We start from the raw sequence: 26,370 nt of genomic DNA, 5'->3' as shown, positions 1-26,370 counted from the left end.
CCAAATACTCCCGCCGGAGGCGTCCTGCCCATGCCACAAGCGGAACACCGCGAATGACAGCAAAACGGATCAATCTCGCCCTGCAAGGTGGCGGTGCGCATGGCGCTTTCACTTGGGGCGTTCTGGATCGGCTGCTTCAAGAGCCATCTATCGAGATCGCCGCCATCTCCGGCACCTCTGCGGGGGCTCTCAATGGCGCTGCTGTGAAGGCAGGGCTCAGTCAGGGCAGCCGCGATCTGGCGCGCGAGAACCTCGCCTGGCTGTGGGAGCAGATGGGGGCCATCACCGATGAAAGGTTTAGCGCCTGGCTTGGCGCGGTGTCGCCCTTGGCGATCAGCCACTGGATCGAGACGTCCTTGCCCTTCGCGATTGGCGATGCGGTCAGCCGGATGGTCAGCCCTTACAGCTATGGCCCGTTCTTCGGCAATCCGCTGAACCCTATTGTCGAAAAGTTCCACTACGAAAATATCTGTTGCGCTGACGGGCCCGACTTCTTCGTATGCGCAACCAATGTTCGCACAGGCAAGATCCGTGTCTTTGGCGGGGACGAGATCGGCACAGCACCGCTCTTGGCATCGGCCTGCCTGCCAACACTGTTCAAGGCGGTAGAGATCGACGACCCGCAAACCGGTCAGGTCGAGGCCTATTGGGACGGCGGCTATACGGGCAATCCTGCACTTTTCCCGCTATTTGAACCGCATTTGCCGGACGATATCCTGATCATCAATATCAATCCCCTCGTGCGCCACCATGTCCCCACTACCGCCCGCGCGATCCAGAACCGGGTAAACGAGGTCAGCTTCAATGCTTCGCTGTTAAGCGAGCTTCGTGCCATTCGGTTCGTGCAGCGCCTTCTGGCGGACGGATCGTTGAACCCCGGTAGCATGAAGAACGTTCTGGTGCACATGATCGCGGATGATGCGCTTATGCGGCAGCTCTCGGTCGCCACCAAGGTGGTACCGGTTCCCCAGGTGCTGCATCAGCTATATGAATCCGGCGTCGCGTCCTGCGAAGCATTCCTGCGCACGGACGCTGATAAAATCGGTGTGGAAAGCAGCGCCGATCTGGGGGCGATGTTCGATTGAACTGACCTTGCGTCGCAGATCACCCCAGACACGTCACCCAAAGGATCGTTGCATCCTCTGCGCTGATCGAGATCACGTTATGCCCCATGGTCGCGTCATAATAGGCGCTGTCGCCCCTGCGCATGTTCACCGGGGCATAGAATTCCGTGATCAGTTGGATCTCGCCGGTCAGGACATATAGAAACTCTTCGCCCTCGTGCCGGACCCATCCGTCAAACTCGTCGAAGCTTCTCGCGCGGATGCGGGCGCGATAGGGCAGCATGGCTTTCTGGGTCAGCTGCGGAGCCAGCATTTCGTGCTCATAAGTGGCGGTCGGATGCGGCTCGCCGGTGCCGGTCTGCGTCACGGCAAGGCGGCCATTGACCTTGGGATTCACCGTGGGCGTGAACAGTTGCGGCACCGAGATATCCAGCCCGTCCGCCAGTTTCTTAAGCGCGTCATATGTGGGCGACATCTGCCCGTTCTCGATCTTGGACAGCGTTGACCGCGCCAGGCCAGCCTTTTGCGCCGCCTGTTCCAGCGTCCATTCCCGCTGCTTTCGCAACTCTCGGACGCGAATGGCAAGATCAACCGGTTGCGGGCGATCTTGCGTGCCGCTTTCGCGGGCAAGGCGGATAAGGCTGGGTTCGTCTGAAAAATCCATATCAGCGATTTAGCCCGCGCCACGAGGTCTTGCAACTGTCCCGCGCCTTGCCTACCCCGGTTTCATGTCACAGCTGGATCCCTGTCCCACGCCCTTTAACCTCGCGGCCTATGTTCTGGCGCAGGCGCAGCACCTGCCAGACAAGATCGCACTTGCAGTGCTGTCGCCCACCCGGTCCGACCGTTGGAGCTATGCGCGACTTGAGGACCGGGTGTTGCGCATGGCCAGCGGGCTTTTGGCGCAAGGGGTGGTACCGGGCGATCGGATTCTTCTGCGTCTTGGCAACCGGCCCGACTTTCCCATTGCCTATCTGGCATCCATAGCTGTCGGCTTGGTCCCGGTGCCGACTTCGGCGCAACTGACGCAGCCGGAAATCAGCCGTCTCGCCCCAGAGATAGCTCCAAAACTGATCCTTTCTCATGAAGGCATCGCCTTGCCTGATCCCCTTCCCTGCCCCGTTGTGAGCGATCTGGAGGCATTGGCCGATCATGACCGTGCGGACTACCAGATGGGCGACCCAAACCGGCTGGCCTATCTGGTTTACACCTCCGGCACCTCTGGCCGACCCCGCGCCGTAGCCCATGCGCATCGGGCCATTTGGGCTCGGCGTCTGATGCACGAAGGATGGTATGGGCTGCGTGAAAATGACCGTCTGCTTCATGCCGGGGCCTTTAACTGGACCTTCACACTTGGCACCGGTCTGCTGGACCCGTGGTCCTTGGGGGCAACGGCGTTGATACCGGCCGAGGGGACCAATCCCTCTGCCTTGCCCCTGCTGTTGAAACGCCATGACGCTACAATGTTCGCCGCCGCGCCGGGTGTCTATCGACAGATGCTGCGCGCCCCAATCGCGCACATGCCGAAGCTGCGCCACGGGCTGAGCGCCGGTGAAAAGCTGTCCGAGCCAATCCGCGAGGCGTGGTGTAAAGCCACCGGCACCACAATCCACGAAGCGCTTGGCATGTCGGAATGCTCGACCTTCATCTCAGGCAGCCCCGACCGGCCCGCGCCGCCGCATACGCTCGGGTTCGCACAGGCAGGCCGTCGCGTGGGCATTCTGGACGAAACCGGTGCAGAGGTTTCACTCGGGCAAACCGGCATTCTCGCCATTCATCGCAGCGATCACGGGCTTATGTTGGGGTATCTGGAGAATGATTGCTTCGACCTGCCGCTGACCGGCGATTGGTTCGTAACCGGTGACATGGTTCATGCCGCGCCCGACGGGTCACTGGTCTACCATTGCCGAGCCGACGATATGCTGAATGCCGGTGGTTTTCGCGTGTCCCCGCAAGAGATCGAGCGCGCTTTTGCGCCGATTGTGGGGGATTGCGCCGCGGTCTCGGTGGAAATCCGCGAAGATACGCATATCATCTGTCTGGCGCATACCAGCGATCTCTCCGATCCCGACCTGCGCCACCACGCGCAAGCCTGTCTTGCGCGCTATAAGCAACCAAGGCTTTATGCCCGCATGGATGCGCTGCCCCGTGGCGCAAACGGAAAACTCAACCGTAAGGCGCTGGCCGCCGCGATCAGGGACACTCAATGATCAAGCTCGACATCCTTTCCGACCCGATCTGCCCCTGGTGCTATATCGGCAAAGCCTATCTCGACCGCGCGCTTGAAGCCGCTGGCGACCACCCGTTCGCCATCGAATGGCATCCGTTCCAGCTGAACCCGGACATGCCCGCAGGCGGCATGGACCGACGCGCCTATCTGGAGGCCAAGTTCGGTGGCAAGGAAGGGGCCGTCCGGGCCTATGCCCCGGTGGTGGAGCACGCGGAAACGGCCGGCCTGAAGATCAATTTCGAAGGCATCGCGCGCACGCCCAATACGCTCGACGCACATCGGCTGATCCATTGGGCCGGGATCGAGCAGCGCCAGACACCCGTCGTCTCGGCGCTGTTCAAAGCCTATTTCGTCGACGGGCGCGATATTGGTGACAAGGAAACGTTGGCCGAGATTGCCGGGGAAAGCGGGCTTGACGCGGCCATGGTTGCAACCCTGCTTGAGGGCGAGGCCGATGCGGACGACATCCGAGCCCGCGACGCCCATGCCCGCGAACGTGGCGTCACCGGCGTGCCGACCTTCGTCATCGCCAACCAGCACGTCCTGACCGGTGCGCAACCGCCCGAACTGTGGGGCAAGGTGATCGAGGATATCCGGGGAATGATGAAAGAGGCCGAATGAGCGGCGGGTTCATTCTGGGTCTGTCGGCCACCGTGATCTGGACCGTGATCCTGATCCTGTCCGACAGACAGCCCGGCCATGGTCCATGGCCCCCCCGCAAAGGAAACTTCTTTACTGCGACATGGGCCTGGGGGCTGACCACGCTGATTTATGTGGGTCTGGTGCAGACCTGGGGGCAGAGCCCGGTTTTGCCTGCTGGCCTGCGTTTTGGACTGGGTCTGCCGCTGGCCGCTATTGGCAGCGTTGTACACACATGGGCCACCGCCGCCCTCGGGCTGAAGGGCACCAGTGGATGGGATGTGGGGATCGCCACCCGTGGCCCCTATGCGCTCTGCCGGCATCCGCAATATCTGGGGCAGATCGTCAGCATTGTTGGACTGGCGCTGATCATCGGCTCGCCTGAGGCGCTGATCCTCGGGGTTGCCGCGTCGCTCATGCTGGGATACGGATCAAGGGTCGAGGACCTCGCCATTCAATCGCGCCATCCAGACCTCTTTGCGGCTTATTCCGCCAAAACCCCGTTCCTTGTGCCGAGATTTTCGAGCCGCTCATGACCGATTCCAATACCCGCCGCCTGTCCCAGGGTGAGTTCATCGCCCTTATGGGGATGATGTTCGCGACCATCGCCTTTTCGATCGACTCCATGCTGCCAGCCCTGCCCGAGATTGCAGAGGAGCTGACGCCGGACGCCGCCAATCTCGCGCAGCTGGTGCTGACCTCGTTCGTCTTCGGAATGGGTGCGGGCACACTTTTCACCGGGCCGCTGTCGGATGCGTTCGGGCGCAAAGCGGTGATCTATTGGGGGGCGGGTCTATACGTGATCGGGGCGGTCATGGCCTATTTTGCGCCGACGCTCGAACTGGTTCTGGCCGCCCGCGCCATTCAGGGGCTTGGAGCCGCCGGGCCGCGCATTGCCTCGATGGCGCTTGTGCGCGACCTCTATTCCGGACGAGAGATGGCCCGGATCGTGTCCTTTGCCATGCTGGTTTTCATGATCTTTCCCGCCGTCGCCCCAATGATCGGCGCGGGGATCATCGCCCTGGCTGGCTGGCGGTCCATCTTCCTGGCTTTTGTTCTGTTTTCCGTCGTGTCCATTGGCTGGGTCGGCATTCGCCAGCCAGAGACCCTGCCGGTCGAAAGACGTCGCCCGTTGCAGGGCGCCATGTTGTGGGCCGGAATGAAGGAGGTTCTGGGGCATCGGCAGGTGATGCTCTCAACGCTTATCCAGATCATGATCTTCGGGGTTCTCTTCGCCACCATCAGCACTATTCAGCAGGTGTTTGACATAACCTACGACCGTGGCGGGCACTTCCACTTCTGGTTCGCAGGGATTGCTGTGTTCGCGGCCTTGCCGCCATTGGTCAATGCGACGCTTGTGGTCAGGCTTGGTATGCGGCCGCTTATCCGCCGGGCCTTGATGGCGCAGATTGCCGTTTCTGTCGGGGCGGGGGTGGTGTTTCTGTTCATTGGAACCGAGGCCCCCTGGACATTCTGGATCTTCCTCGTCTGGACTGCCGGGCAGTTCGCGGCAACCGGCTTCACCATCGGCAACCTAAATGCGCTGGCGCTGGAACCCATGGGCCACATAGCCGGAATGACCTCTTCCGTCATGGGGGCCGTGGCCACCGTAGGCGGTGCGGTCATTGGCGCCGTGATCGGGCAGCTTTTCAATGGGACGCCAACGCCTTTGGTTCTGTCGGTGCTGGTGGTGACCGCGATCAGCCTGATGATTGCAACCAAACTGCCGCGTGAGGGGCGTTAAGCCTTCTTCGCGGCAATCACCTTCTCGGCCAGATCACGGGCAATGGCGAAGGCGCCCTTGATCTTGTCGCTGTCCTTGGACCAGTCCCTTCGCACCACGATCTTGGTATCACGCACCTTGGCCAGCCCGTTCTGAGCCTGAACGAATTCGACCAGACCCGCAGGGTTGGCGAACTTGTCGTTATGGAACTGGATCGTCGCGCCCTTTGGCCCGCCATCGAGCTTGGCAATTCCGGCCCGTTTGCACATCGCCTTGATGCGCACGACCAGCAACAGCGTGTTGACCTCTTTGGGCAGTTTCCCGAACCGGTCGATCAGCTCGGCGGCGAAGCCTTCCAATTCCACTTTCGTGTGAAGCTGCGACAGGCGCCGGTAGAGCCCGAGGCGAACATCCAGATCGGGCACGTAATCAGCAGGGATCAGGACCGGAACGCCAAGGTTGATCTGCGGGGCCCAGGTGCCATCGTCATCGGTCAGCGCCTCCATGTTGCCCGACCGGATCTTGGCTATCGCCTCCTCCAGCATGGACTGATAGAGCTCGAAGCCCACCTCTTTCACATGGCCGGATTGTTCCTCGCCCACGATATTGCCCGCACCGCGAATATCGAGATCCTGGCTGGCGATGGTGAAACCCGCGCCAAGGCTGTCGAGGCTGCCAAGCACGCGCAACCGTTTCTCTGCCGCAGGAGTCAGCTTCGCACGCGGTTCCGTGGTAAGATAGGCGTATGCGCGCGTTTTGGCGCGGCCCACCCTGCCCCGGATCTGATAAAGCTGCGCGAGGCCATACATGTCGGCCCGATGGATCACCATCGTATTGGCGGTCGGGATGTCGATGCCCGATTCAATGATCGTGGTGGCCAGCAATACGTCATACTTGCCGTCATAGAAGGCCACCATCCGGTCATCCAGCTCGCCCGCCGCCATTTGGCCATGGGCAACGACAAAGCTGACCTCGGGCACCTGTGTGCGCAGGAATTCCTCGATTTCGGGCAAATCCTCGATCCGCGGCACGACGTAAAAGCTCTGCCCGCCCCGGTAATGTTCACGCAACAGCGCCTCGCGGATCGTAACCGCGTCGAATTCGGAGACATAGGTGCGGATCGCCAGCCGGTCGACAGGCGGCGTGCCAATAAGAGACAGATCACGAACCCCGGACAAAGACATCTGCAACGTGCGCGGAATGGGGGTGGCAGACAATGTCAGCACATGCACCTCGGATCGCATTTCCTTCAGCCGTTCCTTGTGGCCGACGCCAAAACGCTGTTCTTCGTCGATGATCAGAAGCCCGAGGTTCTGGAACCGGATGTTTTTGGCCAAAAGCGCATGGGTGCCAATACAGATATCGACGCTGCCATCTGCCAGACCCTTGCGGGTGTCAGTCGTTTGCTTTGCCGGAACAAAGCGCGATAACTGCCTGACATTGATGGGAAATCCCCGAAACCTATCAGCAAAGGTCTTGGCGTGTTGGCGGGCCAGAAGCGTTGTGGGCGCGATCAGGGCGACCTGCATCCCGGATGCCGCCGCAACAAAGGCCGCGCGCATGGCGACCTCGGTCTTGCCGAAGCCAACATCGCCCACCACGAGCCGGTCCATCGGCCGGCCACGTTCCAGATCCTCGATCACATCGCCAATGGCGGACAGCTGATCGTCGGTCTCCTCGTAGGGAAAGCGCGCGCAGAACGCTTCCCACATGTCGCCGGGCGGTTCCATCACCGGGGCGTGGCGCAGTTCGCGTTCTGCGGCGATGCGGATCAGCTTGTCGGCAATCTGGCGAATGCGTTCTTTGAGCTTGGCCTTCTTGGCCTGCCAAGCCCCGCCACCGAGCTTGTCCAGCAGCCCCTCTTCATGGCCATATCGGCTAAGAAGTTCTATGTTTTCAACAGGTAGAAACAAACGGTCGCCGCCCGCATATTCCAACGCGATGCATTCATGCGGCGCGCCCATGGCGGTAACGGTTTCAAGCCCCTTATAACGGCCCACCCCGTGATCGACATGAACGATCAAATCGCCGGGACTAAGGCTCTGCGCCTCGGTCAGATAGTTTTCCGCCCGCTTGGTTTTCCGCTTTGGCCGGATCAGGCGGTCGCCCAACACGTCCTGTTCCGAAATCACCGTGACCCCGGCACCGGTAAAGCCCTGCTCCAATGGCCAGACCGCCAAATTCACACTGCCCGCCTTTAGGCCGACCAGCCCGTCGGAGATCTCCGTCAGATCTGTGATGTCCTGATCTTCCAGCAGGCCCCACAATCGTTCCCGCGCGCCTTCGGACCAAGAGGCCATGACGACTGCATGGCGCTTGCTTTCTGACCGAATATGATCGGCCAAAGCTCCGAAAAGGCTAATGTTTTCCTGTTGACGCTCCGGCGCGAAACTGCGCCCGATCCGCCCGCCCGCATCCACCACGCCAGGGCCGGAGGCTTGTGGCAACGGCGAAAACTGAACCACGCGATGACCTGCGATGGCCGTGTCCCAGGCGGCATCCGTCAGATACAGCAATTCCGGCGGGCACGGCTTGTAAACCGTGTCCATCCGGCCCTTTTGCGTCATCGCAGTTTTGCGCGTATCATATTGATCTTCAATGGTTTCCCAACGGGCCAGCCGTTGCGGCGTGGTTTGGTCGTCCAGTGTGATCGTCGCATCGGGAAGATAATCGAACAGGGTTTCCAGCCGTTCATGAAAGAATGGCAGCCAATGTTCGACACCCTGATGCTTGCGGCCCGCACTAATCGCTTCATAAAGCGGGTCTTCACCGCCACCTGCGCCGAACTCTACCCGGTAATTCTGTCGGAATCGGGCAATCGCAGCGTCGTCGAGAATGACCTCGGACACCGGAGCGAATTCAACGCGTATCAGCTTTTCGGTGGTGCGTTGCGTCGCGGGGTCAAACCTGCGCGCACCATCCAGCACATCGCCAAACAGATCCAGCCTTACCGGCATGTCTTCGCCCGGGGGCCAGACATCGATGATGCCCCCGCGGATTGCGTAATCGCCCGGCTCCATCACAGTGGGGGATTGGGAAAATCCCATACGAACCAGGAAGTTGCGAAGATCTTCTTCATTCAAACGATAGTCGACCTCCGCCACGAAGGCAGAGCTTTTCAGCAGGTCGCGCGGTGGCACGTACTGAGTGGCGGCGCTAAGCGTTGTGAGAACGATGAACCGCCCCTCCAGCCCGGCGGCCAGCGTCGCCAGTGTTGCCATCCGAGAGGCTGAGATATCGGCATTGGGCGAGACACGGTCGAATGGCAGACAATCCCAACCGGGAAAGCGCAGAACCGGCACGGACGGATCAAAGAACTCCAATGCCGTGGCCATGGCTGCCAGACGCTTGTCATCGCGCGCCACATGTAGCACGGGGCCATCCCCAGTGGACAATTCCCGCAGCAGCCGGGTCGCATCAAACCCCTCTGGAACGCCCCCCATGAGGACATGGTTTTTATTATCCATGAGTGGGTTGCCCCGCGAAGTTAAAGTCAGAGCGCACCATAGTGCAGGTTGGTCCACATGCCCCAGAACGCCGTGATGAAGATTGAGACCATACCGATCATCTGCACCATCATCCGATGCGTGCGCAAGCGACGACCCAAGTCTTCGAACCCTGTATCGCGCAGCTTGTGCGCGGTGCGGATATTCAGGGCAGCGACGCCCGACATCGGGCCAAGCAGAAGGAAGACAGCCTGACAGAACTCAACGTCGTATCCCCATCCCAGAACCGCAAGACCGGTGATCAGAAACGAAGTAAAGCCGATCGCGAAAACACCCGATAACTCGACCAACGCAAGGATGCGGTTCACGTTGACTTCTGCCAGAACGCGCATGTCATGGATCGACCGCTCATGCCCGCGACGGGCGCGGGTCACCATGTCGAACGGCACGCCGACAATCCAATGGCTGGCCGTGGACCACAGCGCTGCAAGCGCGATCCAGTACCACAGGTTCGAGAACGACCTAAGGTCGATCACTTCCGTTGCAAGTTCGAGAAAATCCAAGGCCGCTCTGCCACTCAATTCACAATTTCTGGGAACATTAGTCGCGCACCGCGCAGGTTTCCAGCCCTTGAGAAAACTGCGCGAACATGCCACCCCATTTTGCAACACATGATGAGGAGGAAGACCCCATGCGCAACAACCAGGCCCCCTTCCCCAAAACCCGGTTCCGCCGCACCCGTGCCAACGCCTCCGTCCGTGCGCTTGTTCGGGAAAACAACCTGTCGGTCGATGATCTGATCTGGCCGGTCTTCGTGCGCGAGGGCGAGAGCATTGAAGAGCCGGTTTCCTCAATGCCCGGCGTGCATCGCTTTTCCATCAACTGCCTGGTCAAGGCAGCGCAGGAGGCCTACGACCTGGGTATTCCCGCGATCTGCATCTTTCCCTACACCGACCCTTCCCTCAAGACCGAGCTGTGCGAGATTGCCTGGGATCCCGACAACATCTCGAACCGGGCCATTCGCGCGATCAAGGATGCGGTGCCCGATCTGGCCATCATGACCGATATCGCGCTTGATCCCTATAATGCCAACGGTCATGACGGGATCGTGCGCGACGGGATCATCGTCAATGACGAAACCGTTGAAGCCCTTGTAAAAATGGCTTTGGCGCAGGCACGCGCAGGGGCCGATATCTTAGGCCCGTCCGACATGATGGACGGTCGGATTGGCGCGATGCGGGACGCGCTGGAATCGGAGGGGTTCAGCAATGTCTCGATCATGTCCTATGCCGCGAAATTCGCCAGTGCGTTCTATGGTCCTTTCCGCGATGCGGTTGGGGCGTCCGGGGCTCTGAAGGGGGACAAGAAGACCTATCAGATCGACCCGGCCAACCGGAACGAGGCATTGCGCTGTGTCGAGCGTGATCTGTCAGAGGGTGCGGATATGGTGATGGTCAAGCCGGGGATGCCCTATCTGGACCTCTGCCGCGATGTCAAAGACGCTTTCGGCGCTCCGACCTTTGCCTATCAGGTGTCAGGTGAGTACGCGATGGTCGAGGCCGCGGCCGCCAATGGCTGGATCGACGGCGAGCGGGTCATGATGGAAAGCCTGATGAGCTTCCGCCGGGCTGGCTGTGACGGGGTGCTGACCTATTTCGCCCCACGGGTGGCACGCATTCTGAACGGCTGAATCGAAAACCGCCCCGCAGAATGATCCGTGGGGCGGTTTTACGAAAGACGCGTGCGCCAACGAGGGAGCAGGCACAGCGGCTCTTTCAGACCGGCATATCGTTGAACAGGTCGTCGTCGTCTTCCAGGGCCGGATCGGGCTTCCATCGCGGTGCCGGGCGCGGATTGTCCACACGCGCCGCTGCCGGATCGACCTTGGTCTCGCCCTTTTCTTCGGGCGCTTTCGGGTGTGGTTTGGTCATCTGGCGATCCTTTTTGTGTCACGAAACGGGTGGTAGAATTTGCGGGCCGGACCCGAAGGCCCGACCCCGCTGGAACAGCCAGAAGTCCCCACCCATGGCCGTTCCCTGCGGTCGATCAGGACGCGCATTTGCGGCAGAAGGGCGTGCAGGGCAGCACCTCCAGCCGATCCTCGGAAATCTCGTCCCCGCATTTGACGCAGAGCCCGTATTCGCCTGCATCCATGCGTTGGAGCGCCGCCTTGATCATGCGAATCTCGTGCTGGCCGGACACCCCCATGCCTTCCAGCACCTCATCGCCCTCGCGCTCAACTGCAGCCTCTTCCCAATCACGGGTGTTATGGCTTTCCAGCTCATCCTCGATTTCGTGCAGTTTCACGTCCAGCACGGCCAGACGTTTCATCATGCTATCGCGGCGTTTGACGAGGTCGATCATCTTCTTGTCCTCTTCGTAGGCGTTCCTAGTATGCGCCCTGGTCCGGCGCCTGGATCAGAGTTTATCGCGCCGCACCTGCCCCCACTTTGACCGAGATCAACGGCTTGGCGTAAATCGCCACGCTTTCGGCTTTTCATTTGCCCGGCCGCGCGGCAGGTTAGGCATTTGACTGATCCGCAACGATGAGGCCCCCAGATGGACCTGAGACCGCTTTCCGAAGATCATTCCGTAGCTGGCCAACTTGATCCGGCCGATATGGCCGAATTGGCCGCACAAGGCGTGACCACGGTGATCTGCAACCGCCCAGATATGGAAGTGCCGCCGAGCCATCAGGCCGCCGCCATGCAGGCTGCCGCCGAGGCCGCGGGGCTGGCCTTCGTTTATAACCCGGTCAATGGCGCGGCGATGACAATGGACAATGTCGAGGAACAGGCCGAGGCCCTGGACAGCGCGCAGGGTGCATCGGTTGCCTATTGCGCCTCTGGCATGAGGTCTTCGGTCATGTGGGCATTCTCGCAGGCAGGGCAGATTGCCACCGATGATATCATCGCCGCCGCGGGGGCTGCCGGCTACCAGCTAGAGGGGATGCGCGGACAGATCGACGCCCTCGCCGCACGCGAAGGTTGACCCGCCTGCCCGCTTGAGATCATCCCGCGCCCACTTTATGTGTGACGCTGGTGGCCATGCCGTTTGCCACCATGTCAGGGACAGCTGCCCTCTATGGCCGTAGAAGACACGCAAAGCCGAAATTGGAGCGATTGGATTGTGGACCGCGTGGCGCGGGCCTTGATTGCCGTGCTTCTGTTTCTGCCGCATACGGTCCGGGTCTCGGCCATGGGGTGGATCGCACGAAATCTTATCGGTCCCCTGACAGGATATACCCGCCGCGCCCGAGCCAATCTTGCCTATGTTTGGCCCGATATGCCAGAGGCAGAGCGTCGGAGCATTGCGCGACAGGTTCTGGACAATGCTGGTCGCGTCATTATCGAAAACTACGCAACTGACGAACAACTGGCGCGGGCGGAGACCTGGAACACCCATGGTCCGGGCCTGGAACCGGCCCGGCAAGCGTTGGCAGAGGGACGACCGATCCTGTTCGTATCCGGCCATTTCGGCAACTATCAGGCCGCGCGCGCCGCAATGAATGTCCGGGGATTCAGCCTTGGCGGGCTCTACCGGCCGCTCAATAACGGCTATTTCAACGATCACTATGTTCACACGGTCGAGGCCGTGGGAGGCCCCGCATTTGCCCGTGGTCGCCGTGGGGTTGCCAACTTCATGCGCCATGTCAAGGAAGGCGGGCATGGGGCCCTGCTGATTGATCAGTACTACAGCGAGGGTGTGGTCGTCGATTTTCTGGGCAAACCGGCCCCTACTGCCCAATCGGTTGGGGATATTGCACTGAAATTCAATGCCTTGGTTGTGCCGATCTATGCGCGTCGGCTGGACAATGGGGTTGATTTTGACGTGCTTCTTGAGGCCCCCATAGCCCATAGCGACCCCACAACGATGACGCAGGCACTGATGGACAGCCTTGGGGCGCAGGTTCGCGAACGGCCTGGACAATGGTTCTGGGTTCATCGCCGATGGAAGCCTGCCCGCCAGGCAGAACGCGCCGCATTGGGCCTATGATCGGCGAAATCCTGCGCTTCTAGGCGCTATTGGCGTGACACCTGGAAAAAACCCGCGTATTTTGCGCATCAAGGGCGAAAAAGCCCAATATCCTGAGGACAGACACAGGCGGTAGAGACTATGAGCACTCTCAACAGACGCAGCATGATCATGGGCGCGGCCAGCATTCCGCTTCTTTCGGCCTGCGGAAACGGGCTCGGCAGCAATGCCAGCAGCCGGATCGACGCCCGCGTCGATAGCGCGATCGACTTTATGTATGCCAACATTCCCGGCACCCGGAACCTGATGTCCGATGCCGAGGGTGTGCTTGTCATCCCACTGATCACCGAGGCGGGCTTTGGCATCGGCGGTGGCTATGGCCGTGGGGCGCTTCGGATCAACGGCGCGACGGTCGATTACTTCTCATCTGCCTCTGCCACGTTCGGCCTGCAAATCGGCGCTCAGCAATATGCCCACGCGCTGTTCTTTATGACCGAAGAGGCACTGCGCGATTTCCGCTATTCCTCTGGGTGGGCAGTCGGTGGCGATGTGCGCTACGCGGTGAGCACCCAAGGCGGCAATATCGGCACCGATACCAACAGCTTGCTCAGCCCAGTGGTGGCCATCGTCTTCGGGCAGGCCGGCCTGATCGCCGGTGCCACTCTGGAAGGTCAGCGCTACACCCGTATCCTTCCCTGATGGAAACAAAGTTTTGATTGATCGGGGCGGCCATTTTGGCCGCCTCTTTCGTTGCATTCGCCGCGCATCTCGCTAGGGTGCGGACGCTTGACGACCTGCCCCAAGACAAGAGACGCCTATGGCCCCCTTTCTGCGCTGGATGATCCGGATCGTGACTGCGGCCCTTGTGCTGACGGTGCTGACGCTGTTCGTGGCCTGGTGGATCTTTTCGCGCTCGATCCCTGACTATGACACGGACTGGCGGGTGTCTGGCTTGAATGACCGCGTTGAGATTATCCGCACCAACGCAAACGTCCCGCATATTTTTGGCGAGACGGATCGCGACATCTTCTACGGGCTAGGCTTCGTACATGCGCAGGACCGGCTGTGGCAGATGCTGATGACCCGCCGCACCGCGCAGGGCCGGTTGTCCGAAATTTTTGGCGAACGCACCCTTCAAATTGATGAGCTGATGCGCAGGCTCGACCTGTACGGCCATGCCAGCCGGTCGGTTCAGGCGCAAGACCCCGAAACCTTGGCGATGTTGCAAGCCTATTCCGATGGGGTGAATGCATGGCTTGGGCTGGTCGCGGATGAGGCGCTTGGCCGGGGGGCGCCGGAACTGCTGCTGTTTTCACCGGAGATTGCGCCATGGCGGCCCGCGGATTCCATCGCTGTCGTTAACATGATGGCGCTGCAACTGGCGGGCCACCATGAAACAGAGGTACTGCGCGCGCGAACCTCGCTGATGCTGAATGATCCCGCAAGGCTCGCCGATATTCTGCCCAACCCGCCCGGCGCACCGGTGGCGGAATTGCCCGAATATGCCGCGCTGTTCCCCGACATGCCGCGCTATGTCGCCAGCAACACCGCCCCGCGCGATCCGCTCTTTCTCAATATGGGGCCGGGTCTGGCGGGCGCATCCAATGCGTGGGCGGCTGCCCCCTCTCGATCGGCAACAGGCGCGGCTCTGCTTGCAAATGATCCGCATCTGGGTCTGACGGCACCAACAATCTGGTATCTTGCGCGTCTGGAGCTCTCGACCGGCGGAGTTATCGGCGGAACCGTACCCGGTATGCCGATTGTGCTGGCGGGACGCGGAGAGGAGATCGGATGGGGTATTACGTCCTCCTACATGGATGACATAGACCTCTTTATTGAAGAGCTGAACCCCGACAACCGCGAAGAATACCGCACGCCCGACGGATGGGCCGAGTTCGAGACCCGCCGCACGATCATCGAGGTGGCCGACAGCGCCCCCGTCACCATCACCCTTCGCTGGACGGAAAACGGCCCCGTCATTCCTGGCCATCACTGGAATTTCGGCACCATCACTCCGCCCGGCCATGTCCTGTCCATGGCGTGGACCGCGCTGACGGATCGCAACACCTCGCTGCGGACCGGGCTGGAGCTGATGCGCGCTCAGACCATCGAAGAGGCCCAGGCCGCCGGCCAGTATTTCGTCGCGCCCTCTCAGAACCTGACCATTGCCACTCGTGACCGGATCGCCATGCAGGTGATCGGCCACATGCCCTGGAGGCTGGTTGAAAGCGAAACCCAGGGGCGCATTCCATCGCGCGGATGGGTGGCAGAAGAACGCTGGCAGGGCGTTACGCAATACTTTGCCAATCCCCATTTCGAAGACCCAGAGGGCGGCATTCTGGGAAACACCAACAACCGGATGGTAGATCGCGATTATCCGCTTCATGTCAGCCATTCCTGGGGCGATACGCAGCGTATTCGCCGGTGGGAACATCTGATGCAGTCACGCCAAGTCCATACCCGTGACAGCTTTATCGAGGCTCAGCTCGACACCGTTTCGCAGACCGCGCGCACCCTGCTGCCGCTGGTTGGTCGTGAATTGTGGTTCACGGGGCAAGCCGCACCCGCCGGTACGATCGAGGCTCAACGCGGTGAGGCTCTGAACCTGCTGGCGGCTTGGAACGGCGAGATGAACGAACATCTGCCTGAGCCTCTGATCTACGCTGCCTGGATGCGCGCCCTGCAACAGCGGCTGGTTCAGGATGAGCTTGGGCCGCTTGCGCCCGAGTTTCAGCGGCTGGAACCCATTTTCATTGAGCGTGTCTATCGGAATATCGAGGGCGCGTCCGACTGGTGCGATGTGCAACCTTCGACCATCGAGGAAACCTGCACCGACATCGCCCGAATGGCTCTGGACGACGCGCTGCAATACCTGACGGAGGAATACGGCGGCAACATCTCGTCCTGGAGATGGGGCGACGCCCATGAGGCGGTGCACGAACATCAGGTTCTTGGCAATACGTCGCTGTTTGGATGGGCGGTGAATATCCGGCAATCCACATCGGGCGGCGACAACACGCTGAACCGGGGCCGGACCACCGCCGAATTGCCAACGCCATTCCGTAACGTTCATGCGGCGGGCTATCGCGGGGTCTATGATTTCGCTGATCCCGACAGTTCCATGTTCATCACCGCAACGGGCCAGTCGGGCCATCCACTCAGCCGGTTTTATGATAACCTGGGCGAGCTGTGGCGGCGCGGTGAATACATTCCCATGTCACTGGACCCTGAACTGGCGGCCGCTGGCAATATCGGCATCACCGTCCTGACACCAAGATAAAAAACCGCCCCGAGGGGCGGCTTTCCTTTTTTCTGCCGGTGGTGTCAGCGCGCCGGGACGTAGCGTTCAATCGCAATCCGGATCGCCCCATTCTGCCGGTGATACTGCATCACCGCCAACATGTAAGTGCCCGGAGCCACCCGCGCGGCAATCTGAGAATCGAGCGAGTTGTTTGCGTCGTCGTTAAACGCTAGCTCTCGTCCAACGCCGTCAAACAGCGCAATCATCGGGTCTGACATGCCGATACCAACAGCGTCGATCAGCACCAGCCCCCCCTCGGGCACAGAGAAGCTGAGCCAACGGGCATCCGCCCCGACAGTGCCATCGTTGATCAGCATCGTGGACAGGTCGCCAAGCTGCACCACCGGGAAAGCACTGCCGTCAGGCGGCGGGCTTGCTTCGCCATTGACGTAGAGGTCGTGCATCATATTGGCCTCGGAATAGACCTGAACAGAGACCTCAACAGGCAGATCGGGATTGTTCAGCGCCCGCATCCCGATGCAATAGCTGCCAGCGGGCAGAGGTTCGGGGAAGTCCACGCGGGCATTTAGGCTGTTGTAGTCGTCATTCTCATCCAGCAACACGCCTTGTGCATCGTAGATATAGATATAGGGATCTGCGCTCTGATTTTCGGCACGGATCGAGACGGGCGTTGGCGAGGATAGCGTGAAACGGTAATAGGGTGCGCCGTTCACGGTGTTGGTGGCCCGCGCCTCCTGACCTGCGACCTGATCGATCGGGCCATTGCCAAGAGGTGTTGCCGGAGTTGCAGCCGTGCAAGCCTGAATGTTTGATCCACCCGAGCCCATGGTCAGGGCCGCGTGGTCGATCAACCCAACCCGGATATCCGCCTGGATCGGCCCGCCACCATAGCTGCGCGTGGCTAGACAATAGGTGCCGGGATTGAGGGTCAATTCACCACGGGACGCCCAGTTTCCACCGCTGTCGTCATCGGTCAGCACCAGTGTTCCCAACTGATCATACAGCTCGATCACAGGGTCGCCGCCGAACTGTCCCTGTGCCTCGACCCGAATGGGCATCGGCTGCGATACGGTAAAGTTCGACACGTGATATCCGCCGGGCGGCACTGCGCCCACGAGGTCAAAGGGGGCTGCGGCGGTGGCGATGTCGGATGCGGCAGAGCTGCCGCCAACCCACTGACCGGCGGGCACAGCTGCGCCGCAAGCGGCCTCCTGCGCGGCAGCAGGCAGTGCCAGCAAGGTGAACAACGCGCCGGCAAGGGCTGTGCCTGTCTTATACATCATGGAAAATCCTCCTCAAACGGTGTGGGTTCGGACCCGTGATGCTCAGCTTAGCCCAGACCGGCGCGACTGCCAGCCCCGATTTCGCACCGCTTGCAGCCGGGATCCAATGGCGACAAACTGGCCCAACCAGCGACCGAGGACATTAGCGTGCAGCGCCTGAGCCAATCCCCCACCGATCCCGAATTCGTGCAAAACCCTTACCCGTTCTACGCCCGTGCGCGGGCTGCGGGGCCTTTGATCTGGTGGGAAAATTACGCCATGCCCTGCGCAACGACACATGAGGCCGTGAATGCGGTGCTGCGCGACCGGCGGTTCGGGCGAGAGCAGCCGGAAGAGCTTCGCAGACCGGTCCCGGATCACCTGAAGCCCTTTTATGCGGTCGAGGCCCATTCCATGCTGGAACTGGAACCGCCACGCCATTCGCGCCTGCGCTCGTTGGTTCTGCGCGCCTTCACCTCGCGCCGGATTGCCGGGTTACGGAACGGCATTGAGAGCCTCTGCCATGAGCTGATCGACCAGTTTCCCGAAGGCGAATTTGACCTGCTCGACGCATATGCCCGTCCATTGCCGGTGACGATTATCGCCCGACTTCTGGGAGTTCCGGAGGAAATGGGCGAGAAATTATTGAGCTGGTCCAATGACATGGTGAAAATGTACATGGCAGGGCGCAGCCGGTCGGATGAGGATGCGGCGGTGGCTGCGACGGGTGCGTTTGTAGGGTTCATGCGCGGCTATGTGGATGAACGGCGCAAAGATCCGCGCGATGATCTGATCACCAGCCTGATTGCAGCCGAGGAGGATGGCGAACGGCTGACCACCGATGAGCTTATCACCACCTGTATCCTGCTGTTGAACGCGGGTCATGAGGCGACGGTGCATACGCTTGGAAACGGGGTAAAGGCGATGCTGGAACATGGGGTCGTCGTGCCTGAAAGGACCGTTGACGCATTGGTTGAAGAAATCATGCGCTTTGATCCGCCGCTGCATATGTTCACCCGCTATGCCTATGAAGAAATAGAATTTTTCGGACATGTCTTTCAGCGTGGAGATGAAATCGGGCTGCTGCTTGGCTCGGTCGGCCATGATGAGCGAGTGAATGATGCGCCCGAACTCTTCGACCCCGATCGCGCGGCGGCGACCCATCTTGCCTTTGGTGCAGGGCTGCATTTCTGCGTCGGCGCACCGCTGGCGCGGATGGAGCTGCAGATTGCCCTGCCGATCCTGTTTGATCGCTGTCCCTTGCTGGCGCTGTCAGCCGAGCCTCGTTACGCGGATATCTACCATTTCCACGGGTTGGAGCGGTTATTGGTGACGCGCTGAGAGGGATTTCGCCGCGCCTTCGGCGCGTCGATCCGGGCGCCCTGTCGGGCGCAAATTCGGGTGGTGCCGGGCGCGGACCCTGCGTACACGCCCTGGACCACCGTGCAAATGAAACGCGGTTTCGCCGCCTGTCGGCGTCGACCCGAGAGCGGCCCTTCTCAACCCCCGGCTTGCGCCGGAGGCCTCGAAGGGCCGCGTTGCCACGGATTGATTGAGACGCAGTCGCCCCGGCTCAGCGGTTGGAACCGTGGTAAGGGCAGGATGCCTCCGGCGGGAGTATTTGGACAAAGAAGAAGGGGCTATTCTGCCGCGAGGGTCCGACCCTTGAGCATCGGCTTGAGGTATCGGCCCGTATGGCTTGCCTCGACCTCGGCCACTTGTTCTGGCGTGCCTTCGGCCACCACCGTGCCGCCGCCATCGCCGCCTTCTGGACCGATATCGATGATCCAGTCGGCGGTTTTCACCACGTCGAGATTGTGCTCGATCACGACGACCGTGTTGCCCTGATCGACAAGTTCGTGGAGCACTTCGAGGAGTTTCTTGACGTCTTCGAAATGCAGGCCCGTGGTGGGCTCATCAAGGATGTAGAGCGTCCGGCCCGTGGAGCGTTTGCTGAGTTCCTTGGAAAGCTTGACCCGCTGCGCCTCGCCCCCGGAAAGCGTCGTCGCCTGCTGACCCACCTTGATGTAGTCGAGCCCCACGCGGCTAAGCGCCTGCATCCGATCGCGGATCGCGGGGACGGCCTTGAAGGTCTCGCGCGCGTCCTCGACCGTCATGTCCAGCACGTCGGCAATTGACTTGCCTTTCCATTTGATTTCGAGCGTCTCGCGGTTGTAGCGCGCGCCCTTGCAGGTTTCGCAGGTGACATAGACATCGGGCAGGAAATGCATCTCGATCTTGATGACACCATCGCCCTGGCAAGCCTCACATCGGCCGCCCTTTACGTTGAAACTGAAGCGCCCAGGCTTGTAGCCGCGCGCCTGTGCCTCTGGCAGACCGGCGAACCAGTCGCGGATCGGGGTGAAGGCGCCGGTATAGGTGGCGGGGTTTGACCGCGGCGTGCGGCCAATGGGGCGCTGGTCGATGTCGATCACCTTGTCGAGATGTTCCAGCCCCTTGACCGTTTCGCAAGGCGCGGGCGTCTGGCGGGCGCCGTTCAACTTCATTGACGCGGTTTTGAACAGCGTCTCGATGGTCAGGGTAGACTTGCCGCCGCCGGACACACCCGTCACGCAGACGAATTTGCCGAGCGGGAAATCGACGGTGACGTTTTGCAGATTGTTGCCGCTTGCCTTCACGACGCTCACTGATTTCCCATTGCCCTTCCGGCGATCAATCGGCACTCCAATCTCGCGCGTGCCGGAAAGGTATTGGCCGGTAAGCGAGGCGGGATCTGCGGCGATTTCAGCCGGGGTGCCCTTGGCGACCACCCTGCCCCCATGCACGCCTGCACCGGGGCCGATGTCGAAGACATAGTCGGCTTCGCGGATCGCTTCTTCGTCATGTTCCACGACGATCACGGTGTTGCCCTGGTCACGCAGGTTTTTCAGCGTCGTCAGAAGCCGGTCATTATCGCGCTGATGAAGGCCGATGGAGGGTTCGTCGAGCACATAGAGCACACCCGTCAGGCCCGAGCCGATCTGAGAGGCAAGCCGGATGCGCTGGCTTTCGCCACCCGAAAGCGTGCCGGCGTTGCGGCTGAGGGTCAGGTATTCGAGGCCGACATTGTTGAGAAAGCCGAGCCGTTCGCGGATTTCCTTGAGGATCGCGCGGGCGATTTCGTTTTTCTGGTTGGTCAGGCTGTCGGGGACCGTGGCGCACCAATTGGCGGCTTCCTTGATGGACATCTGCACCACTTGGCCCACGTGGAGACCCGCGATTTTCACCGCCAGCGCCTCTTCCCGCAGGCGGTAGCCACCGCAGGCACCGCAGGGGCGGTTGTTCTGATAGCGCTCGAACTCTTCGCGGATCCACGCGCTGTCGGTTTCGCGATAGCGGCGTTCCATATTGGGGATGACGCCCTCGAAGGTGCGCGTGACCTGGTAGACGCGGCCGCCATCGTCATAACGGAAGGGGATTTCTTCTTCGCCCGAGCCGCGCAGGAAGACCTGCTGCACAGTGTCGGGCAGCTTCTTCCACGGGGTCGCGGGGTCAAAACCGAAATGGTTCGCAATCGCCTCGATGGTTTGCAGGAAATAGGGCGATTTTCCCTTGCGCCATGGGGCGAGCGCGCCGTCTTCAAGGGTCAGGGTCTGATCGGGAACGGCAAGGCGTTCGTCAAAGAAAAGCTCTACCCCAAGTCCATCGCAGGAGGGACAGGCGCCGAAGGGGGCGTTGAAGGAAAACAGGCGTGGTTCGATCTCGGGGATGGTGAAGCCGCTGACGGGGCAAGCGAATTTCTCGCTAAAGGTGATACGCTCCGGGTCGCCCTCCTTCGGGGCGGTTTCCAGAATGGCGATGCCATCGGCAAGGTCCAGAGCGGTACGCAGGCTGTCGGCCAGCCGGGTTTCCAGCCCCTCGCGGACTACAATCCGGTCTACGACCACGTCGATGTCATGGCGGAACTTCTTGTCCAGCGTGGGCGGTTCGTCCAGCTCGTAGAACGCGCCATCTACCTTCACCCGCTGGAAACCCTGCTTGCGCAGTTCCAGCATTTCCTTGCGATACTCGCCTTTGCGGTCGCGCACGATTGGGGCGAGCAGGTAGCCGCGGGTGCCCTCTTCCATCGCCATGATCCGGTCGACCATATCCTGGACCTGCTGCGCTTCGATCGGCAGACCGGTGGCGGGGGAATAGGGCGTGCCAACGCGGGCAAACAGAAGGCGCATGTAGTCGTAGATCTCGGTCACCGTGCCAACAGTGGACCTTGGGTTCTTCGAGGTCGTCTTCTGCTCGATGGAAATCGCAGGGGAAAGGCCGCTGATGTGATCTACATCCGGTTTTTCCATCATGTCGAGAAACTGCCGGGCATAAGCGGACAGGCTTTCGACATAGCGGCGCTGGCCCTCGGCGTAGATTGTATCGAAGGCCAAGGACGACTTGCCAGACCCCGACAGGCCGGTAATGACCACAAGCTCATCGCGCGGGATATCCACGTCGATATTCTTGAGATTGTGTTCGCGCGCGCCGCGCACTTCGATCTTCTTCAGCTCGGCCATGCCTGCCCCCGGGGATGTCATGGTTAAGAGATAGTTGAGCGCGCCCGAGTCTCCAACCAAAAAGTAAGAACATAATGTGAACTTTTATCCACAGAGCGTTTATCGCGTTGCCTGTTTTGCAGGCAATCTGCGCGCCTATCTGTAAGGTCCCCGTGCGATTGAGGAATCCGGTGCAACCCACTTCGAAAGGAGCTTGATCTCTGCGGGGCGCACATCCACACAAGGCATGAACAATTATGCCTGGAAATTCCACTATGTTCGGTTTCTTTCGCTCAAACAGCCCAGACTTCACCTATGACCCCGGTCAGGCGGTCAGCGATCTGAAAGCGGATCGCATATCCGTGATCGACATTCGCGAGCCGAGCGAAGTGAAAACCACCGGAAAGGCTGAAGGTGCATTGCATGTGCCCCTCGCGGCACTCCGAATGAAGGCGGACCCGGCCAGTCCCGAGCAATTGGAGGAATTCCGCTCGGGCAAGCCCGTGGTTCTCTATTGCGCCTCTGGCAGCCGGTCACAGATCGCTGTTCGGATGTTGCGCCATATGGGGCTTGAAGAGGTCTATAACCTCGGCGGGCTGGCCCATTGGGAAATGGCGGGTGGCGTGATCGGGCGATAGGCCCTGCAACAGATCACTTTGCATGGGAGAGCATTTACGCGTAGCATTGGGTCATTGTTTGACCTTCATGTTTCAGGATCCGCTATGCGTACGCTATTTACCGCTCTCCTTGTGTCGTTCCTTGCTGTTATGCCTGTATCGGCACAGAGCAATGACAATCCGGCAACGATCCTTGTGCTCGATGCCTCCAATTCCATGTGGGGGCAGATCGACGGGGTGAACAAGATCGTTATCGCGCGCGAGGTCATCACCGACCTGCTGACCCAGATCCCGGACAATATGGAGCTGGGGCTGACGATGTATGGCCACAACCGGCGCGGTGACTGTAGCGATATTGAAACCATGGTGCCGCCAGGGCTGAACAATCGCGATGAAATTGCCCGCATCGTAAATTCCGTGAACCCACGCGGGCGCACGCCGCTGTCTGATGCTGTGATTCAGGCCGCAGAGGAGATGCGCTATACAGAAAACGCGGCGACCGTGATCCTTGTGTCGGACGGGCGTGAAACCTGCGATGCAGACCCCTGTGCCGTTGGCCGGGCGCTGGAACAGGCGGGGATTGACTTTACCGCCCATGTGATTGGCTTCGATGTGGATGAGCCCGAGGGGATTGCTGAATTGCAATGCCTGGCGGAAAACACCGGCGGGCAGTTCCTGACGGCCTCGAACGCCGAGGAACTGGCCGATGCGCTGACTCAGGTGGCGGTGGCCCCGACACCACCGCCATTGACCAATGTCACCCTGCGTGCGGTGGTGATGCCCGGGCAGACTGCGCCGGTATCGCCGCTGGTGTGGGAAATCTTCGATGCAAATGGCGCTGTGGTTTATGACCGCCACGAGGCACCCAGCCTTCAGACCGACCTGGAACCGGGCATGTATCAGGTCTCGCTGACCCGTGTGGCGACTGGCACCCAGCATGGCGGACCGATCACGGTCACCTTGCCCGGCCCGCAAGAATTTGTCTTTCAACTGCCGGAGCTTGTACCAGAGGCCAGCCTGACCGCCCCGGAAGAGGCGGTGATCGGAACCTCTGTGCCTGTTGGCTGGACGGGCCCCGGTGCGGCAGAGGATTATCTGTTGCTGGCGACAACCGACCGGTCGCAAAGCTTTGTTCAGGTCTTCCCGCGCGATGGCAATCCGCTGATGGTGACACTGCCCAATCAGCCCGGCGACTACCTGCTGCAATACGTGCATCCGGCGATGAACCGGGTTCTCGCGGAACGCACGATCCGCGCCCTTCCCCTGCCCGCCAGTTTGGAGGCTCCACTCAGCGCGGTGGCTGGATCAACCATCGATGTGACATGGGACGGACCGGGGGGTGAGGGCGACGTCATTGCCGCCGTGACTCCATCGAACGATATCGTGCAAACGCGCGGGCTTGTCAGCGAAGGCAACCCGATGCCGCTGCGGGTGCCGTCGCAGGCCGGGCGGTATGAGCTGCGCTATCTGGACGGAACCACTCAGCGGGTACTGGCAACGCGGATGCTGGATGTGACCCCCGCCAGCGCCACGCTGGAGGCCGCTGACAGTGTCGAGATCGGCACACCAATTGCGGTGGACTGGACCGGACCGGGATATGACCCCGACCAGATCGTTCTTGCGGTTCCGGGCGAGGACAGGATCCTTGCCCGCATCTTGGTGCGCGAAGGCAATCCCGTGACTCTTCAGGCCCCGTCTGAACCCGGCCGTTACGAGCTGCGGTATCTGATGCAGGTGGATGAAGAAGTGATCGGCACGAGGATGATCGACGTTACCGATATCGTCGCCACTCTGGAAGCGCCCGCCACAGCTGTCGCCGGATCGACCGTGCAGGTTTACTGGACCGGGCCCGATCATCAGAACGATTTCGTCGCTGTCGGGGCTCTGAGCGATGCGGATGGTTATGAAAACTATGCCTATACCCGCGATGGCAGCCCCGCCTCGCTGGTCATGCCGGTGGAGCCGGGGGAATACGAGATCCGCTACTTCCTGAACCAGGATCGCCGCGTCCTTGCCCGCCATCCGATCACCGTCACCGCTGTTGAGGCGACGTTGGAGGCCCCTGCCTCTGCTGTTGCGGGATCGACGGTTCAGGTGACGTGGACCGGGCCTGATTACCACAATGACTTCATTGGCGTAGGCGCGATGGACGAACCCGATCGCTACGAGAACTACGCCTACACCCGCGATGGCAGCCCCGCAGCTCTCGTGATGCCGACGGAACCGGGCAGCTATGAAATCCGTTATTTCGTCAATCAGGACCGCACGGTCATTGCCCGCCACGCCATCACCGTGACAGATGTGATTGCCACGCTGGAAGCACCCTCGACCGCCGAGGCCGGGGCCACGGTGCAAGTGCATTGGACCGGGCCAGACTACCAGAACGACTTCATCGGCGTAGGCGCTATGGACGAACCCGATCGCTATGAGAACTACTCCTATACCCGTGATGGCAGCCCCGCAGCGCTCGTGATGCCGGTCGAACCCGGTGAATACGAGATCCGCTATTTTGTTAATCAGGATCGGACCGTGATCGCGCGCCATCCGATCACCGTGGCAGAAGTGGGCGCGCGTCTGGACGCCCCTGACAGCGCCGAGGCGGGCTCAACTGTACTGGTGACTTGGGAAGGCCCGGATTACCGCAACGACTTCATCGCTGTGGGTCGTGTCGATGAACCCGACCGCTATGAAAACTACGCCTACACCCGCGACGGCAGCCCTGCCCGCCTGGTGATGCCTGTGGAACCAGGTGACTATGAGATCCGTTACTTCGTCAACCAGGACCGCACAGTCATTGCTCGGCGTCCGATCACGGTTTCATCCGTTTCCGCCAGCATTGAAGCGCCGGAAAGCGCCATGGCGGGCGACACGATAAATGTCACCTGGGGTGGCCCCAATTATCGTAACGACTTCATCGCTATCGGTGCGATGGACGATCCTGACGGATATGAAAACTATGCCTATACCCGTGATGGCAGCCCGGCCCGGCTGGAAATGCCGGTTACGCCGGGACGCTATGAACTGCGGTATTTCCTCAATCAGGACCGAACCGTTATCGCCCGGCGGGAGATTGAGGTGACAGCCCTGTCCGTCACCGTCACGGCCCCGGAAACGGCGCGTGTGGGTGAGACAGTCATGGTGACTTGGGACGGCCCCGATTATCGCAACGATTTCATCGCCGCATCGCTTCCCGATGACGATGGCTATGAGACCTATGTCTATACCCGAGAAGGCAGCCCGTCGCGGCTGACAATGCCCTCGGTGCCGGGCAGCTATGAAATCCGCTACTACGTCAATCAGGATCGCAGCATTCAGGCCCGCGTGCCCGTTACGGTGACTGATATAGAAGTGATCCTGGAAACTGAGCGCAGCGGGATTGCGGGTGGATCTATCATGGTGGGCCATAACGGGCCGGATTACCGGAACGATTTCATCGCCATATCCCGCGTCGGTGATGACGGGCACGAGGACTATGCCTACACCCGCAACGGGAACCCGGTGCAGCTGGACCTGCCCGATGAGCCGGGGGAATACGAGATCCGTTACGTGATGAACCAGGATCGTCGGACGCTGGCCAGCATACCCTTTACGGTGCTTGCCCCCTGATTGGGCCCCAGACATGAAAAAGCCCGCGGAGACTAACGTTTCCGGGGGCTTTTTTCGTGGATGTCGGA

Annotated in this window: 20 protein-coding genes; 13 read left to right on the top strand and 7 right to left on the bottom strand. The window is 60.8% G+C overall.

All coding sequences use genetic code 11. The features are described 5' to 3' along the window. Positions 1 to 53 precede the first annotated feature (53 nt). A complete protein-coding gene (locus ACROHD_RS03215; RefSeq protein ID WP_432675888.1) occupies positions 54 to 1,085 on the top strand; it encodes a patatin-like phospholipase family protein in 1,032 nt (343 codons plus the stop codon). A 19-nt stretch (positions 1,086 to 1,104) separates the two neighbouring features. Here the strand turns inward: ACROHD_RS03215 and ACROHD_RS03210 are convergent, their stop codons facing one another. Further along, positions 1,105 to 1,728: a helix-turn-helix domain-containing protein gene (locus ACROHD_RS03210; protein ID WP_432675886.1), complete on the bottom strand. Its 624-nt coding sequence runs from the start codon at positions 1,726 to 1,728 to the stop codon at positions 1,105 to 1,107. A 64-nt stretch (positions 1,729 to 1,792) separates the two neighbouring features. On the opposite strand from ACROHD_RS03210, the gene ACROHD_RS03205 reads away from it, so the two are divergent. The 4 genes from ACROHD_RS03205 to ACROHD_RS03190 are packed head-to-tail and all read left to right on the top strand — an operon-like array spanning position 1,793 to position 5,677. Then, positions 1,793 to 3,274, top strand: coding sequence for a class I adenylate-forming enzyme family protein (locus ACROHD_RS03205; RefSeq protein ID WP_432675885.1), 1,482 nt, complete (start codon positions 1,793 to 1,795; stop codon positions 3,272 to 3,274). Further along, positions 3,271 to 3,915 carry a DsbA family oxidoreductase gene (locus ACROHD_RS03200; RefSeq protein ID WP_432675884.1) on the top strand — a complete coding sequence of 215 codons (645 nt, stop codon included), beginning with the start codon at positions 3,271 to 3,273 and terminating at the stop codon, positions 3,913 to 3,915. The genes ACROHD_RS03205 and ACROHD_RS03200 overlap by 4 nt, the downstream gene beginning before the upstream one ends. Beyond that, positions 3,912 to 4,469 (top strand): methyltransferase family protein, encoded by a 558-nt coding sequence (locus ACROHD_RS03195; RefSeq protein ID WP_432675882.1) that lies wholly within the window; start codon positions 3,912 to 3,914, stop codon positions 4,467 to 4,469. Before ACROHD_RS03200 ends, ACROHD_RS03195 begins: the two co-directional genes overlap by 4 nt. Beyond that, a complete protein-coding gene (locus ACROHD_RS03190) occupies positions 4,466 to 5,677 on the top strand; it encodes a multidrug effflux MFS transporter (RefSeq protein ID WP_432675881.1) in 1,212 nt (403 codons plus the stop codon). Before ACROHD_RS03195 ends, ACROHD_RS03190 begins: the two co-directional genes overlap by 4 nt. Here the strand turns inward: ACROHD_RS03190 and mfd are convergent. Both mfd and ACROHD_RS03180 read right to left on the bottom strand, forming a co-directional pair. Continuing rightward, complete coding sequence (gene mfd, locus ACROHD_RS03185) at positions 5,674 to 9,123, bottom strand: transcription-repair coupling factor (RefSeq protein ID WP_432675880.1); 3,450 nt, start codon at positions 9,121 to 9,123, stop codon at positions 5,674 to 5,676. The two genes, ACROHD_RS03190 and mfd, sit on opposite strands and share 4 nt — an antisense overlap. A gap of 26 nt (positions 9,124 to 9,149) precedes the next feature. After that, positions 9,150 to 9,665 carry a component of SufBCD complex gene (locus ACROHD_RS03180; RefSeq protein WP_432675879.1) on the bottom strand — a complete coding sequence of 172 codons (516 nt, stop codon included), beginning with the start codon at positions 9,663 to 9,665 and terminating at the stop codon, positions 9,150 to 9,152. Between the two features lie 128 nt (positions 9,666 to 9,793). Here ACROHD_RS03180 and hemB point away from each other — a divergent pair, with 128 nt between their 5' ends. Next, a complete protein-coding gene (gene hemB, locus ACROHD_RS03175) occupies positions 9,794 to 10,792 on the top strand; it encodes a porphobilinogen synthase (RefSeq protein ID WP_432675878.1) in 999 nt (332 codons plus the stop codon). Between the two features lie 85 nt (positions 10,793 to 10,877). On the opposite strand, the gene ACROHD_RS03170 is transcribed toward hemB, so the two are convergent. Further along, on the bottom strand, positions 10,878 to 11,033 hold the full coding sequence (locus ACROHD_RS03170) for a hypothetical protein (RefSeq protein WP_432675877.1): 156 nt from the start codon (positions 11,031 to 11,033) through the stop codon (positions 10,878 to 10,880). 115 nt (positions 11,034 to 11,148) lie between these two features. Continuing rightward, entirely contained in the window at positions 11,149 to 11,466 is a 318-nt protein-coding gene (locus ACROHD_RS03165; protein WP_432675876.1) for a TraR/DksA family transcriptional regulator, read from the bottom strand. A 195-nt stretch (positions 11,467 to 11,661) separates the two neighbouring features. Between ACROHD_RS03165 and ACROHD_RS03160 the strand changes: the two genes are divergently transcribed. The 4 genes from ACROHD_RS03160 to ACROHD_RS03145 all read left to right on the top strand — a co-directional run bounded on the left by ACROHD_RS03160 (position 11,662) and on the right by ACROHD_RS03145 (position 16,357). Next, positions 11,662 to 12,093 carry a protein tyrosine phosphatase family protein gene (locus ACROHD_RS03160; RefSeq protein ID WP_432675875.1) on the top strand — a complete coding sequence of 144 codons (432 nt, stop codon included), beginning with the start codon at positions 11,662 to 11,664 and terminating at the stop codon, positions 12,091 to 12,093. A 93-nt stretch (positions 12,094 to 12,186) separates the two neighbouring features. Then, positions 12,187 to 13,098 carry a lysophospholipid acyltransferase family protein gene (locus ACROHD_RS03155; protein ID WP_432675874.1) on the top strand — a complete coding sequence of 304 codons (912 nt, stop codon included), beginning with the start codon at positions 12,187 to 12,189 and terminating at the stop codon, positions 13,096 to 13,098. Positions 13,099 to 13,218: 120 nt separating this feature from the next. Further along, on the top strand, positions 13,219 to 13,776 hold the full coding sequence (locus tag ACROHD_RS03150) for a lipid-binding SYLF domain-containing protein (protein ID WP_432675873.1): 558 nt from the start codon (positions 13,219 to 13,221) through the stop codon (positions 13,774 to 13,776). A 118-nt stretch (positions 13,777 to 13,894) separates the two neighbouring features. Continuing rightward, positions 13,895 to 16,357 carry a penicillin acylase family protein gene (locus ACROHD_RS03145; RefSeq protein WP_432675872.1) on the top strand — a complete coding sequence of 821 codons (2,463 nt, stop codon included), beginning with the start codon at positions 13,895 to 13,897 and terminating at the stop codon, positions 16,355 to 16,357. A 44-nt stretch (positions 16,358 to 16,401) separates the two neighbouring features. On the opposite strand, the gene ACROHD_RS03140 is transcribed toward ACROHD_RS03145, so the two are convergent. After that, complete coding sequence (locus ACROHD_RS03140) at positions 16,402 to 17,622, bottom strand: DVUA0089 family protein (protein WP_432675871.1); 1,221 nt, start codon at positions 17,620 to 17,622, stop codon at positions 16,402 to 16,404. A gap of 147 nt (positions 17,623 to 17,769) precedes the next feature. On the opposite strand from ACROHD_RS03140, the gene ACROHD_RS03135 reads away from it, so the two are divergent. Further along, positions 17,770 to 18,942 (top strand): cytochrome P450, encoded by a 1,173-nt coding sequence (locus ACROHD_RS03135; RefSeq protein ID WP_432675870.1) that lies wholly within the window; start codon positions 17,770 to 17,772, stop codon positions 18,940 to 18,942. A gap of 299 nt (positions 18,943 to 19,241) precedes the next feature. Here the strand turns inward: ACROHD_RS03135 and uvrA are convergent, their stop codons facing one another. Continuing rightward, on the bottom strand, positions 19,242 to 22,100 hold the full coding sequence (gene uvrA / locus ACROHD_RS03130; protein ID WP_432676019.1) for an excinuclease ABC subunit UvrA: 2,859 nt from the start codon (positions 22,098 to 22,100) through the stop codon (positions 19,242 to 19,244). A gap of 254 nt (positions 22,101 to 22,354) precedes the next feature. On the opposite strand from uvrA, the gene ACROHD_RS03125 reads away from it, so the two are divergent. Together ACROHD_RS03125 and ACROHD_RS03120 are read left to right on the top strand one after the other, a co-directional pair. Beyond that, positions 22,355 to 22,717: a rhodanese-like domain-containing protein gene (locus ACROHD_RS03125; RefSeq protein WP_432675869.1), complete on the top strand. Its 363-nt coding sequence runs from the start codon at positions 22,355 to 22,357 to the stop codon at positions 22,715 to 22,717. An 84-nt stretch (positions 22,718 to 22,801) separates the two neighbouring features. Further along, on the top strand, positions 22,802 to 26,302 hold the full coding sequence (locus ACROHD_RS03120) for a VWA domain-containing protein (protein WP_432675868.1): 3,501 nt from the start codon (positions 22,802 to 22,804) through the stop codon (positions 26,300 to 26,302). Positions 26,303 to 26,370 lie beyond the last annotated feature (68 nt).

This window comes from Nioella aestuarii (assembly GCF_050896395.1).
Classification (GTDB): Bacteria; Pseudomonadota; Alphaproteobacteria; order Rhodobacterales; family Rhodobacteraceae; genus Nioella; species Nioella aestuarii.
This window is presented reverse-complemented; position numbering and strand designations above follow the sequence as displayed.

Bases quoted from the DNA above. Each gene is read 5' to 3' on its own strand.
- ACROHD_RS03215 (WP_432675888.1), top strand. From the start codon at position 54: ATGACAGCAAAACGGATCAATCTCGCCCTGCAAGGTGGCGGTGCGCAT.
- ACROHD_RS03210 (WP_432675886.1), bottom strand. From the start codon at position 1,728: ATGGATTTTTCAGACGAACCCAGCCTTATCCGCCTTGCCCGCGAAAGC.
- ACROHD_RS03205 (WP_432675885.1), top strand. From the start codon at position 1,793: ATGTCACAGCTGGATCCCTGTCCCACGCCCTTTAACCTCGCGGCCTAT.
- ACROHD_RS03200 (WP_432675884.1), top strand. From the start codon at position 3,271: ATGATCAAGCTCGACATCCTTTCCGACCCGATCTGCCCCTGGTGCTAT.
- ACROHD_RS03195 (WP_432675882.1), top strand. From the start codon at position 3,912: ATGAGCGGCGGGTTCATTCTGGGTCTGTCGGCCACCGTGATCTGGACC.
- ACROHD_RS03190 (WP_432675881.1), top strand. From the start codon at position 4,466: ATGACCGATTCCAATACCCGCCGCCTGTCCCAGGGTGAGTTCATCGCC.
- mfd (WP_432675880.1), bottom strand. From the start codon at position 9,123: ATGGATAATAAAAACCATGTCCTCATGGGGGGCGTTCCAGAGGGGTTT.
- hemB (WP_432675878.1), top strand. From the start codon at position 9,794: ATGCGCAACAACCAGGCCCCCTTCCCCAAAACCCGGTTCCGCCGCACC.
- ACROHD_RS03170 (WP_432675877.1), bottom strand. From the start codon at position 11,033: ATGACCAAACCACACCCGAAAGCGCCCGAAGAAAAGGGCGAGACCAAG.
- ACROHD_RS03165 (WP_432675876.1), bottom strand. From the start codon at position 11,466: ATGATCGACCTCGTCAAACGCCGCGATAGCATGATGAAACGTCTGGCC.
- ACROHD_RS03160 (WP_432675875.1), top strand. From the start codon at position 11,662: ATGGACCTGAGACCGCTTTCCGAAGATCATTCCGTAGCTGGCCAACTT.
- ACROHD_RS03155 (WP_432675874.1), top strand. From the start codon at position 12,187: ATGGCCGTAGAAGACACGCAAAGCCGAAATTGGAGCGATTGGATTGTG.
- ACROHD_RS03150 (WP_432675873.1), top strand. From the start codon at position 13,219: ATGAGCACTCTCAACAGACGCAGCATGATCATGGGCGCGGCCAGCATT.
- ACROHD_RS03145 (WP_432675872.1), top strand. From the start codon at position 13,895: ATGGCCCCCTTTCTGCGCTGGATGATCCGGATCGTGACTGCGGCCCTT.
- ACROHD_RS03140 (WP_432675871.1), bottom strand. From the start codon at position 17,622: ATGATGTATAAGACAGGCACAGCCCTTGCCGGCGCGTTGTTCACCTTG.
- uvrA (WP_432676019.1), bottom strand. From the start codon at position 22,100: ATGGCCGAGCTGAAGAAGATCGAAGTGCGCGGCGCGCGCGAACACAAT.
- ACROHD_RS03125 (WP_432675869.1), top strand. From the start codon at position 22,355: ATGTTCGGTTTCTTTCGCTCAAACAGCCCAGACTTCACCTATGACCCC.
- ACROHD_RS03120 (WP_432675868.1), top strand. From the start codon at position 22,802: ATGCGTACGCTATTTACCGCTCTCCTTGTGTCGTTCCTTGCTGTTATG.